Source organism: Microbispora oryzae (genome assembly GCF_017896165.1).
Classification (GTDB): domain Bacteria; phylum Actinomycetota; class Actinomycetes; order Streptosporangiales; family Streptosporangiaceae; genus Microbispora; species Microbispora oryzae.
In genome coordinates, this window is sequence record NZ_JAFCNB010000001.1 from 406,188 (window position 1) to 417,925 (window position 11,738).

Sequence of the window (11,738 nt, forward strand, 5' to 3'; positions counted from 1 at the left end):
CCCGACCCTTCAGCTCTCGCTAAAACATTGGCATGCCGGGAGGCGGGTGTCCAAGGGTGGCCTCGTGACCACGGTGATCGAGAGACCAGGATTCCTCCAATCGCGGCTCGGCGGGCTGCCCCGCGCGTTCTGGGTGCTGTTCGCCGGCACCCTCGTGAACCGCCTCGGCACGATGGTGGAGCCGTTCATCGGCATCTACCTCACCCAGGCGCGCGGCATGTCCCTCGCCGCCGCCGGGCTCGTGATGACGACGTTCGGCGCGGGCTCGCTGCTGTCGCAGCCGGTCGCCGGCTGGCTGACCGACCGCTTCGGGCGCCGGGTGACCCTGACCGGCGGGATGACGGCGACGGCGGTCACCTTCGTCGCCCTCGGCTACACGACGAGCCTGGCCGGCATCGTCGTGGCGATGCTCGTGCTGGGTGTCGTGGTGGACGCCTACCGCCCGGCGTCCCAGGCGCTCGTCGCCGACCTGGTGTCGCCGGACGACCGGCCCCGGGCGTACGGGCTGCTGTTCTGGGCCATCAACCTCGGCTTCGCCGTCGCCATGGTCAGCGGGGGCTGGCTGGTCCGGTCGGGCTTCACCGTCCTTTTCTGGGTGGACGCGATCACCTCCCTCGTCTTCGGGGTGCTGGTGTGGCGGGCGATCCCCGAGCGGCGGCCCGCGCGCGAGGAGCGGCAGGAGGGCGGATTCGCCGCCGTGTTCCGCGACCGGCCCATGGCCGTGTTCGTGCTGATCAGCTTCGGGTACGCGCTGGTCTACCTGCAGGCCTACACCACGCTGCCGCTCGCCATGACGGGAGGGGGCCTGACGCCCGGCGCGTACGGCGTCGCGATGGCCGTCAACGGCGTGCTGATCGTGCTGGTGCAGCCGCTCACCAACTCCTGGGTGTCCCGGCGCGACCCGTTCCGGACGCTGGCGGGCGGCTTCGTGCTCGTGGCCGTGGGGCTCGGGCTGACCGCCCTCGTCTCGACGACGGCCGGCTACGCCCTCACCGTCGGCGTCTGGACCGTCGGCGAGATCTTCACCGCGGGCATCCCCGGAGCGATCGTCGCCTCCCTCGCCCCCGCCCACCTGCGCGGCCGCTACTCCGGCGCGTACGGCCTGGCCTGGTCGGCCGGTGGCCTCCTCGCGCCCCTGCTGGGGACCCGGCTGCTCGCCGTCTCGCCCTCGGTGGTGTGGCCGGTCACCTGCGGTCTCGGGCTGCTGGCTGCGGCGGGGCTGCTCGTCCTCGGGCCGGCCGTGCGCAGGCGGGCCGCCGCCGCGGAACAGGCGGCTCACTCCGAGTCCTGACGTCACATCACCCCTTATCGTCGCTTTGACGACAAATAGGGGGACGGCTTAGGGTGGTCCCGTGCCTCAACTGCGTATCGCTCTCGCCCAGACCAATCCGGTCGTCGGTGACATCTCCGGCAACGCCGACAGGCTCGTCGAGTGGACGCACCGGGCCGCCGAGCGCGGCGCCCACCTCGTGGTCTTCCCCGAGCTCTACCTGACCGGCTATCCCGCCGAGGACCTGACGCTCCGGTCGTCGTTCGTGGAGGCCTCCGTCTCCACCCTGTCGGCGGTGGCGGCGCGGCTCGCGGACGAGGGGCTCGGCGACCTCGCGGTGGTGGTCGGCTATCTCGACCGCGCCGACCTCGCCCCCCGCGTCGGCCAGCCCAAGGGCTCCCCTCTCGACGCCGCCGCCGTTCTCCACCGGGGCGGCGTGGCCGTCAGGTCGGCCAAGCACCACCTGCCCAACTACGGGGTCTTCGACGAGTACCGCTACTTCATCCGTGGCGACAGGTTGCCGATCTTCCGCCTGCACGGGGTCGACGTGGCCCTCGCCGTCTGCGAGGACCTGTGGCAGGAGGGGGGGCCGGTGTCCGTCGTCGCCGGGGCCGGCGCCGGGCTCCTGGTCGTGCCGAACGGCTCGCCGTACGAGACCAACAAGGACGACGTGCGGCTGGAGCTGTGCGCCCGGCGGGCCAGAGAGGCGGGCTGCGCGCTCGCCTACGTGAACATGGTCGGCGGCCAGGACGAGCTGGTCTTCGACGGTGACTCGCTGGTCGTGGACGCCTCCGGGGAGCTGGTGGCCCGGGCGCCCCAGTTCAGGGAGCACCTGCTGGTCACCGACCTCGACCTGCCGGAGGCCGCGGGCGAGCTCGGCGAGCTCCCGGTGGACGCGCTCGACGGCACGGTCATCACCGTCGACCGGCTGCTGCTGTCGGCTGAGCCGCTCCCGCCGTACGAACCGGTGGCCCCGGTCGTGGCCGAACGGCTCGACGACCTGGCCGAGATCTACGCGGCCCTGGTCCTGGGCGTGCGTGACTACGTCGCCAAGAACGGCTTCCGCTCGGTGATCCTCGGCCTGTCCGGCGGCATCGACTCCGCGCTGACCGCCACCATCGCGTCCGACGCCATCGGGCCCGAGCGGGTGCACGTGGTCCTCATGCCGTCCCGCCACTCCTCCGCGCACTCGGTCGCCGACGCCGAGGAGCTGGTGCGGCGGCAGGGGCTGAACAGCAGGGTCGTGCCCATCGCCGACATCGTCGCGGCGTTCGAGAAGGAGATCGAGCTGCACGGGCTGGCGGCCGAGAACCTGCAGGCCCGCGTGCGCGGCATGCTGCTGATGAGCCTGTCGAACGAGCACGGCCATCTGGTCCTCACCACGGGCAACAAGAGCGAGCTCGCCACCGGCTACTCCACCCTCTACGGCGACTCGGCCGGCGGCTACGCGCCGATCAAGGACGTGCTCAAGAGCGTGGTGTGGGACCTGTCGCGGTGGCGGAACGCCCAGCCGGGGACGCCGCCCATCCCGGAGAACTCCATCACCAAGGAGCCGAGCGCCGAGCTGCGGCCGGACCAGCGGGACACCGACTCGCTCCCGCCGTACGAGGTGCTCGACCCGCTCCTGCGCGACTACGTGGAGCGGGACATGGGCCGCGACGACCTGATCGCCGCCGGCCACGACCCCGAGCTGGTGACCAAGGTCATCCGGCTGGTCGACCTCGCCGAGTACAAGCGCCGGCAGTATCCGCCGGGGCCCAAGATCACCCCGAAGAACTTCGGCCGCGACCGCCGGCTCCCGATCACCAACCGCTGGCGCGAGTCGCTCACCTGACGCCGGGACGCGCGACGGGGCCGCCGGTGGGAATACCACCAGCGGCCCCGTCCTGTGCCGATCAGTTCTCCGCGGCTCGCTGCCGGAAGCCCTTGAGCGCCTCTTCGACGATCCGCTCGGGCAGCCGCGCCTCGGTGGCCTCGCCCGGCCAGACCCACTTCGTCTGCCACATCATGGCACCGCTGATGATCGCCATCGCGATGTCCACATCGAGGTCGCCGCGCAGCTCGCCGGTCTCGATGCCCTTGGCGAGGATGGCGCGGACGATCTCCCGCCGCGGTTCCAGGGCGACCTCCCGGAACCGCTCGGCCAGCCTCGGGTGCCGGTCCGGATCGCTCAGCGCGATGTTCATGATGCAGCGGGTCCGCTGGTGGCGAGACTCCTCGGCGATCACCTTGAGGTAGGTGACCAGGCTCTCCCGCACGGACGCACCCTGCGGCAGCGGGATCGGCGGCTTGAGGGTGGCCATCGCGTCGACCACCAGGTCCTCCTTGTTGGACCAGCGGCGATAGATCGTCGTCTTACCGACACCGGCCCGGGCGGCGATCGCCTCGATCGACAGCTCCGACACCCCGATGCCCTCACCGAGCAGGTCGAGGGTGGCGTCGATGATGGCCTTCTCCGCCTTCTCGCTCCGGGGCCGGCCCGCTGGGCGGGTCATTCCCTCAGCCGTCTGCTGCATGCTCATCGCCCGCTCACACTACCGCTGATTCCTTCTGCACTTCCTCCTGCGCGACCGGGGCCTGCCCGGTCGTCTTGCCCGGCATCCAGCGTGCCACGACGAGGGTGCCGATGAGGGCCACCACGGCAGATCCGAGGGCGGCCCAGTGGATGCCCGAGACGAAGGCGTCGTTCGCCGCGTTCATCACCGCGGCGCCGCGGGCGCCGAGCTGCTGGGCGACCCCGGCCGCCCCCGAGATCGACTCCGTCACCACCTGGCGGAGCTGCTCGGGCAGAGCCGTCACCTTGCCCTCCATGCCGTTGCGGTAGCTGGCCGACAGGGCCGCGCCGAGGATGGCGATGCCCAGCGTGCCGCCGACCTGGCGCACGACGTTGCTCATGGAGGAGCCGACACCGGCCTTCTCCCTGGGCAGCGCGTTCATGATGGCGGTGGTCGCCGGCGGCATGATGTTGGCCATCGCCGCGCCCTGGACGAAACCGAGCACGAGGATCAGCCACACCGGGGTGTTCACGTCGATCAGGGCGTAGGCCGCCAGGGCCAGCGTGATCACGAGCATCGCCACCGTGCCCACCATCCGAGCGCCGTACTTCTGCACCATCTTCGCGCTCTGCGGAGCGAAGATCAACTGGGAGGCCGCGAACGGCAGCACCAGCGCGCCGGACTGGAGCGGGGTGTAGCCGCGGACGATCTGCCAGTAGAAGGCCAGGAAGAACATCACGCCCATGGCCGAGAAGAAGACCAGGCCGACCGCGGCGATGGCGGTGGAGAAGCCCGCGTTGCGGAAGTTGCGGACGTCGAAGGCGGGGTGATCGATCCGCGACTCGTACCAGACGAAGGCGGCCAGGATGGCCAGGCCCACCAGCGTCGGCACGAGGACCGAGGCGTCGGCGACGGTGCCGAGGTCGCTGATCTTCACGATGCCGTAGACGAGGCTCACCAGGCCGATGATCGAAAGCAGCACGCCGACGGGGTCGAGGGCGGCGCGGTTGGGGTCCTTGGAGTCGGGCACCAGGCCGCCGATGAGCGCCAGGCTGATCAGCACGATCGGCACGTTGACCAGGAAGACCGAGCCCCACCAGAAATGCTCGAGCAGGATGCCGCCGGTGATCGGGCCGATCGCGACGGCGATGCCGACGCCGCCCGCCCAGATGCCGATGGCCTTGCCCCGCTCGTGGATCGGGAAGACGTTCGAGATGATCGCCAGGGTCGCCGGCATGATCGCGGCGCCGCCCAGGCCCATCAGCGCCCGTGCTCCGATCAGCTGCATCGGGTCCTGCGCGTAGGCACTCGCCAGGGATGCGAGGCCGAACAGGACCATGCCGGTCATGAGCATCTTCTTGCGGCCGTACCGGTCGCCGAGCACCCCGAAGGTGAACAGCAGGCCGGCGAAGACCAGGGTGTAGCTGTTCATCGCCCACTCGAGCTCGCTCTGGGTGGCACCCAGGCCGTGGACGGGATCGGCGATCGTCTTGATCGCCACGTTGAGAATGGTGTTGTCAAGCACGACCGCCAACAGGCTGAACACCATCACGCCGAGGACCTGCCAACGGCGTGGGTGACCGGTGTGCGCTTCCACTGACCCCCCAGAAATTTCGATACGATGTTGTTTCGCAACGCGAGCGTAGCGCTTTTTATTTCGATACGCAACAGACTCGTTTCGCAATGCCGATCACTCTCGCGCGGTGACCGTCCGCCGGCCGTACGGGCCGGTCAGGACCGCGCTGAGTCCGCGAGCACGGCGCCGCCGACGGCCGCCGTCTCTCCACGGGTCGCGTCGCCGCCGGCCGTGCCGCCACCGGCCAGGTCTCCGCCGGCCAGGTCTCCGCCGGCCACAACGGGGCCGGGCACCGCGGGCGGGCTCAGGACGCGCCGGAACGGGGTCGCCGCGAGCGCGAGGAGCGCCACCAGAGCCCCCGACGCCGCGAAGGCCCAGCCGGGCCCGTAACCGTCGACGACGGCGCCGGCGAGCGGGCCCGCGGCGGCCACCCCCATGGTCAGGGCGGTGCCGTGCAGGCCCATCGCCTCACCGCGGGCGGACGCGGGAACCCTCCGGTTGACCGCGTCGACGGTGGACGACAGGGCGGGAGCGCAGAGCAGCCCGCACGGAACCACCGCCAGGCAGAGCCACCACCATCCGCCGTGCGCCAGGCCCACCGGCATGGTGGCGGCGCCCAGGCCGCCGATCAGCAGCAGCGGGGACAGCCCCCGGCTGAGGCCGCCGTAGACGAATCCACCGATCATCGAGTAGCCGCCCCACAGGGCGACCACCAGGCCCGTCCACTCGGTGGCGCCGTCGAGCCTGAGGGTGGCCACCAGGGACAGCTCCGTCGCAGTGAGCACGAACGTCAGCCCCGCCGCCAGGCCCAGCAGCATGATCAGCCCCGGGCGGAGCCACTGGCGGCGCGGCACGGCCTCCCGCTCCGCGGACTCGGCCTCGGTCCTGGTCGGCGGGTTCAGCAGGAACAGGCCCAGCCCCGCGCCCACGAGCCCGGCCGCCACGCCGTACATGGTCGCCGGCGCGCCGAACGCGGTGACGGACGCCACCGCGAGGGCGGGCCCCACCATGTACGACACCTCCACCGCCATGGAGTCGAGCGCGAACCCGGTCCGATGGTCGGCCTGCGGCACCAGGGCCGCGACGCACTGCCGGATCGCGCCGAACACCGGCTGGCTGAGGACCCCGGCCACGAGCGAGCCCGCCAGCAGCGCCTGGTAGGGCAGATGGGGCGCCGCGCACCAGAAGGCCGCCTGCGCCGCGGTCGTCGCCGCGAGCACCGGCCGCAGGCCGCTGCGGTCGACGAACCTGCCGGCGATCGGCGAGCCGAGCGCGGAGCCGCCCATGCTCACCGCCCCGACCAGGCCCGCCTGCAGGAACCCGAGCCGCAGGTCGCCCACGACGTGCAGGGTCAGCGTGATGCCGGTTCCGGTCAGCGGGACGCGCGCGATCAGGCCCACGAGCAGCAACGCCCGCATGCCCGGCAGGGCCAGGACCCGCCGATAGGGCTCGATCGCCATCGTCTCGCTCACCTCCGCACGGCATTGTGCCGGGTGGCACCGACAGTTCCGCCACTCAATTACCGCACCCCGGCGCGAGGGCCGGGTGACCGGGTGGTGGACGGAACGGGACCACCCGGCGTAATCCCGGGGCCCTGATCGCGGGGCCCGGCAGGCGTCTCACCAGGCCGGATCGCTCGCCGGGGACAGGGGTGTCGCTGCCCTTGACGGCATGCGATGATCTGAATGTCCGGGGACGCCATAGGGGCGCCACGAGGCCTGGAGGTAGCCATGTCCTCTGTTTCCACTGTGCCGGTTCCATCCATGTCCGGTACGTCCACCGCCACCACGACCGCCCTGTACGGCGGCCGTTCGGGCCGCAGAGTCACCGTCCGCGACATCGCGGCCGCGAAGGAACGGCACGAGAAGTGGCCGATGGTGACGGCCTACGACGCGATGACCGCCAGGGTCTTCGACGAGGCCGGGATCCCCGTCATGCTCGTCGGCGACTCGGCCGCCATGGTCGTCTACGGCTACGACTCGACCCTGCCCGTCACGACCGACGACCTGATCCCGCTCACCGCCGCCGTCGTCCGCGGCTCGTCCCGCGCGATGGTCGTCGCCGATCTGCCGTTCGGCTCCTACCAGGCCTCTCCGCAGCAGGCCCTGGAGACGGCGGCCCGCTTCATGAAGGAGGCGGGCGCGCACGCGGTGAAGCTGGAGGGCGGCCAGCGGGTGCTGCCGCAGGTCGAGCTGCTCGTGTCGGCGGGCATACCCGTCATCGCCCACCTCGGCCTGACCCCTCAGTCGGTCAACGCCCTCGGTGGTTACCGGGTGCAGGGACGCGGCCAGGCGGGCGACGAGCTGATGGCCGACGCCAAGGCCCTGCAGCACGCGGGCGCGTTCGCCCTGGTGCTCGAGTGCGTTCCGGAGGACCTGGCCCAGCGGGTGACGACCTCGCTGAGCATCCCCACGATCGGCATCGGCGCCGGGCCGTACACCGACGCGCAGGTCCTCGTCTGGCAGGACCTCATGGGTCTCACCCCCGAGCCCGCCAAGTTCGTCAAGAGGTACCTCGACCTCGCCGGCGAGATGGACCGGGCGATCCGGGCGTTCGCCGACGAGGTCGTCTCGGGGGCGTTCCCCACCCGCGAGCACAGCTACCGCTGAGCGCCGCCGGCCGCCCCGGATCGGCGCGGCCGGCGCGGGACGGTCAGGCCCCGTCGAGCCCGGCGAGCCCGTCGAGGGCCTGACGGAAGTCGGCCCACAGATCCTCGGAATGCTCGATGCCGACGGCCACCCTGACCGTTCCCTCGCCGATGCCGGCCGCCGCGAGCGCGTCGGCGTCCAGCGACCGGTGCGACGTCGTGGCGGGATGGAGGATGAGCGTCTCCACCCCGCCGAGCGACGGCGCGAGCAGCGCCAGCCGTACCCGCCGCATGAACTCCTCGCCCGCCCCGCGCCCGCCCGCGAGGTCGAAGGAGAAGACGCCGCCGAAGTCGGGCAGCAGCTTCGCCGCCAGCTCGTGCGACGGATGCGTCGGCAGCCCCGGCCAGTGCACCGCCGACACGGCCGGGTGCTCGGCGAGTCGGGTGGCGAGCACCCGGGTGTTGGCGCAGTGGCGCTCCATGCGCAGCGGCAGGGTCTGCATGCCGCGCAGCGTCAGCCAGGCCGCGAACGGATCCGGCGTGGCCCCCAGCCCCAGCGCGTACGACCAGACCGTGCGGTGCAGTTCCTCGGACGCGAAGACGGCGACGCCGCCGAGGACGTCGGTGTGCCCGGACAGATACTTCGTGGCGGAGTGGACGACGACGTCCGCGCCGTGCTCGATGGGGCGGCACAGCACGGGCGAGGCGAAGGTGTTGTCCACGACGGTGACGACGCCCGCCTCCCGTGCCGTCGCGCACATGCCGGGCAGATCGGCGACCTGGGTCATCGGGTTGGCGATCGTCTCCAGGTACAGCAGCCGGGTGGAGGGCCGGACGGCGGCCCGGACCGCGGCCGGGTCCGCCTCGGGCACGTAGGTGACGGCCACGCCGAACCGCTCGGACAGGTCCGCCAGCGCGTGGGCCGTGCCGCCGTACAGCGGGCCCTGGGCGACGACGTGGTCGCCGGGCGACACCAGGGCGAGCAGCACGGAGTTGATCGCGCCCATTCCGGAGCCGGTCGCGACGGCGGCGACCCCGCCCTCCAGCCCGGCGACCGCCTCCTCAAGCGCCCGGACCGTGGGGTTGGACAGCCTGCCGTAGACGTACGCGCCGTCGGGCCGGCCCATCCCGTCGGCGAAGACGGCCGGGTCGTCGAAGACGAAGCCCGATGTCTGGTAGATCGGCATGGAGATCGGCCTGCTGCCCTCGATCACGGGCCGGGGCAGGTGGACGGCACGGGTTTCCGGGTGAAGGGAGCTCATGGCGACCAGAATGACCGATAACGTCCTACTTGTCAGATCAGGGGCCCGATAACCGTTTACGCGGGTGGCGGAGAGCCCCCCCGAGGCCGGGTTCCGCGGTCAGGATGAAGCCATGGACGCCGTCCCCACGCCCGTCCCCACGCCCCTCCCCGGTCTCGGCCCTCCCGGCGCGGCGCACGAGGTGATCTCCGTCGTGACCGCCGCCGGCGTCGCGGTGGCCTTCGTGGGCGCCGGGCTGCTCGCCGTACGAGGCCGCCCCGCCGGTCCGCTGGGCCCGCTGCTGATCGCCGTAGGCGTGCTGTGGGCCCTGGCGAAGCTGGCGCCGTGGCCCGGTCCGCCCGGCCTGCGGACGGCGGCGGCCGGGCTGTGGGCCGCGGTGCTGGCCCATGTCGTCCTGGCCTTCCCCTCCGGCCGCCTCGCCACCCGGCCCCGGCGGGCCGCCGCCGCGCTGGCCTACCTGAGCGTGGCCGTCGTCGCGCTCCTCGGCGCCGCCCGCGCGTGGGAGTGGGCGGGCGCCCGGATCCCGGCGACGGCGGTCCAGGCGGCCGCCACGGGCGGCGCGGTGGTGAGCGGGCTGGTGGTGCTGGGCGTCCAGATCTCCCGCGGGCGGGCCGCCTCCGCGGCCGGACGGCGGTCGTCCGGGCCCGTGCTCGGCGCGGCCGCGGTGGCCGCCGCGCTGTTCGCGACGCTGAAACCGGCGGTGATCGGAGGCGTCGCGGTGGGCTGGGCCGAGCCCGTGCTGCGCCTGGCGCTCGCGGCCGTCCCTCTGGCGTACGCCGGTCTTCTCGTGCGGCGGGAGATCGACCGGGCCGGCGTCGCGGAGCTGGTGGTGCGGCTGCGCGGCCCCGTCCGGCCCGACGGTGTCGAGCGCGCCCTCGCCCGCGCGCTGCACGACCCGGATCTGCGGGTGGGCTATCGCACGCCCGGCCCTGACCTGCCGCGGGGCGCCGGCCCCGACTCCCCCGGCCGGTACGTGGACACCGCGGGCCGGCCTCTGCGCCTGCCTCCGGAGGACGGCAGGGTGGTCACCCGGGTCGACCACGAGAGCACTCCGCTGGCAGTGGTCGTGCACGACCCGGCACTGCTGGACGACCCGGAGCTCCTGGAGGCGGCCTGCGCGGCGGCCGGGCTCGCCCTCGCCCACGAGCGGCTCACCGCCGAGCTGCGGGCCCGGCTGCACGAGCTGGAGGAGTCCCGCGGCCGGATCCTGCGGGCGGCGGAGACGGAACGCCGCCGTCTGGAGCGCGACCTGCACGACGGGGTGCAGCAGCGCCTGCTGTCCATCCCGCTGACGCTGGGGCTGGCGGAGTCGGCGCTGCGCGAAGGTCCCGCCCCCGCCCTCGCGCTCGTCGGCGAGGCGAAGGAGACCGCGCTCGCCGTGCTCGGCGAGTTGCGCGCCCTGTCCCAGGGCATCCACCCGCCCGTGCTCAGCGAGCGGGGTCTCGCCGGCGCGATCCGGGAGCTCGCGGCGCTCGCCCCGCTGCCGGTGCGGCTGGCGCTCGACGTCCCGGACGCCGTCCCCGAGCAGGCCGAGACGGTGGCGTACTACGTCGTCGCCGAGGGCCTGGCCAACGTGGTCAAGCACGCCGGAGCGGGCCGCGCGCACGTGACCGTCGGCCCCCTCGGCGGCGGGCTGCTCGTCGAGGTGGGCGACGACGGGCGGGGCGGCGCGGACCCCGAGCGCGGATCGGGATTGCGCGGGCTGACCGGCCGCGTCGCCGAGGGCGGCGGGACGCTGCTGATCGACAGTGCCGCCGGGAGTGGCACGCGGATCCGGGCGGTGCTGCCGTGCGCGTAGTCATCGCCGAGGACAACATGCTGCTGCGCGAGGGCATCGCGCGGCTGCTGGCCGAGGGCGGGTGCACCGTCGTGGCGGCCGTGGAGGACTCGCCAGCTCTGCTCGACGCGGTGACCCGGCACCGGCCGGACGTGGCGGTCGTCGACATCCGCCTGCCGCCGACCCGCACCGACGAGGGGCTGCGGGCGGCCCGCGAGATCCGCCGCGCCCATCGCGGCACCGGCGTGCTGGTCCTGTCGCAGTACGTCCGGGTCAGCTACGCCCGTGAGCTGCTCGACCAGGGCGCGGGCGGCGTCGGATACCTCCTCAAGGACCGGGTCGGCGACCTCGCCGAGTTCACTGCGGCCGTCCGCCGGGTCGGTGGCGGCGGCTCCGCGTTCGACCCGATCGTGATCGATCACCTGGTCGGCCGGCACGACCGGAGCGGCGACCCGTTGCGTGAGCTCAGCGGCCGGGAGCGGGAGGTGCTCGCACTGATGGCGGAGGGCCGCACCAACCAGGCCATCGCGGAGCGGCTGGGCGTCGCGGAGCGGACCGTCGAGAAACACTGCACGAGCATCTTCGGCAAGCTCGGGCTCGCCGCGAGCCCCGGCGACCACCGCCGGGTGCTGGCCGTCCTCCGCTATCTCAACGCCTGAGCACCCCGGCGCCGGGATGGTGCGGTTGACCGCACCTCCTCCGGCCCCCTCGGGTGCGGACGGCCGCCCGCGCCCCCCGTGCTGCCCGGCTACCCGCGCCCGCCGGGAGTAC

General features: G+C 73.1%; 9 protein-coding genes. 5 read left to right on the plus strand and 4 right to left on the minus strand.

Going from position 1 to position 11,738, the window contains the following annotated elements; genetic code table 11:
• Positions 1–64: 64 nt before the first annotated feature.
• Together JOL79_RS01860 and JOL79_RS01865 are read left to right on the plus strand one after the other, a co-directional pair.
• Entirely contained in the window at positions 65–1,291 is a 1,227-nt protein-coding gene (locus tag JOL79_RS01860) for an MDR family MFS transporter (RefSeq protein WP_307848244.1), read from the plus strand.
• 61 nt (positions 1,292–1,352) lie between these two features.
• Entirely contained in the window at positions 1,353–3,104 is a 1,752-nt protein-coding gene (locus JOL79_RS01865) for an NAD+ synthase (RefSeq protein WP_210153831.1), read from the plus strand.
• Positions 3,105–3,165: 61 nt separating this feature from the next.
• Here JOL79_RS01865 and JOL79_RS01870 read toward each other — a convergent pair whose 3' ends face one another.
• The 3 genes from JOL79_RS01870 to JOL79_RS01880 all read right to left on the minus strand — a co-directional run bounded on the left by JOL79_RS01870 (position 3,166) and on the right by JOL79_RS01880 (position 6,813).
• A complete protein-coding gene (locus tag JOL79_RS01870; RefSeq protein ID WP_210153832.1) occupies positions 3,166–3,792 on the minus strand; it encodes a TetR/AcrR family transcriptional regulator in 627 nt (208 codons plus the stop codon).
• 7 nt (positions 3,793–3,799) lie between these two features.
• On the minus strand, positions 3,800–5,362 hold the full coding sequence (locus tag JOL79_RS01875) for an MFS transporter (RefSeq protein ID WP_307848245.1): 1,563 nt from the start codon (positions 5,360–5,362) through the stop codon (positions 3,800–3,802).
• 134 nt (positions 5,363–5,496) lie between these two features.
• Positions 5,497–6,813: an MFS transporter gene (locus JOL79_RS01880; RefSeq protein WP_307848246.1), complete on the minus strand. Its 1,317-nt coding sequence runs from the start codon at positions 6,811–6,813 to the stop codon at positions 5,497–5,499.
• Between the two features lie 291 nt (positions 6,814–7,104).
• On the opposite strand from JOL79_RS01880, the gene panB reads away from it, so the two are divergent.
• On the plus strand, positions 7,105–7,950 hold the full coding sequence (gene panB, locus JOL79_RS01885) for a 3-methyl-2-oxobutanoate hydroxymethyltransferase (protein ID WP_210153833.1): 846 nt from the start codon (positions 7,105–7,107) through the stop codon (positions 7,948–7,950).
• Positions 7,951–7,993: 43 nt separating this feature from the next.
• Here the strand turns inward: panB and JOL79_RS01890 are convergent, their stop codons facing one another.
• Positions 7,994–9,190 carry a trans-sulfuration enzyme family protein gene (locus JOL79_RS01890; protein ID WP_210153834.1) on the minus strand — a complete coding sequence of 399 codons (1,197 nt, stop codon included), beginning with the start codon at positions 9,188–9,190 and terminating at the stop codon, positions 7,994–7,996.
• A 112-nt stretch (positions 9,191–9,302) separates the two neighbouring features.
• On the opposite strand from JOL79_RS01890, the gene JOL79_RS01895 reads away from it, so the two are divergent.
• Both JOL79_RS01895 and JOL79_RS01900 read left to right on the plus strand, forming a co-directional pair.
• Positions 9,303–10,988, plus strand: coding sequence for a sensor histidine kinase (locus JOL79_RS01895; protein WP_210153835.1), 1,686 nt, complete (start codon positions 9,303–9,305; stop codon positions 10,986–10,988).
• Entirely contained in the window at positions 10,979–11,626 is a 648-nt protein-coding gene (locus tag JOL79_RS01900) for a response regulator transcription factor (RefSeq protein ID WP_210153836.1), read from the plus strand. The genes JOL79_RS01895 and JOL79_RS01900 overlap by 10 nt, the downstream gene beginning before the upstream one ends.
• Positions 11,627–11,738 lie beyond the last annotated feature (112 nt).

Coding starts and splice junctions, on each gene's coding strand:
- panB (WP_210153833.1), top strand. CDS start 7,105: ATGTCCGGTACGTCCACCGCCACCACGACCGCCCTGTACGGCGGCCGT.
- JOL79_RS01895 (WP_210153835.1), top strand. CDS start 9,303: ATGGACGCCGTCCCCACGCCCGTCCCCACGCCCCTCCCCGGTCTCGGC.
- JOL79_RS01890 (WP_210153834.1), bottom strand. CDS start 9,190: ATGAGCTCCCTTCACCCGGAAACCCGTGCCGTCCACCTGCCCCGGCCC.
- JOL79_RS01870 (WP_210153832.1), bottom strand. CDS start 3,792: ATGAGCATGCAGCAGACGGCTGAGGGAATGACCCGCCCAGCGGGCCGG.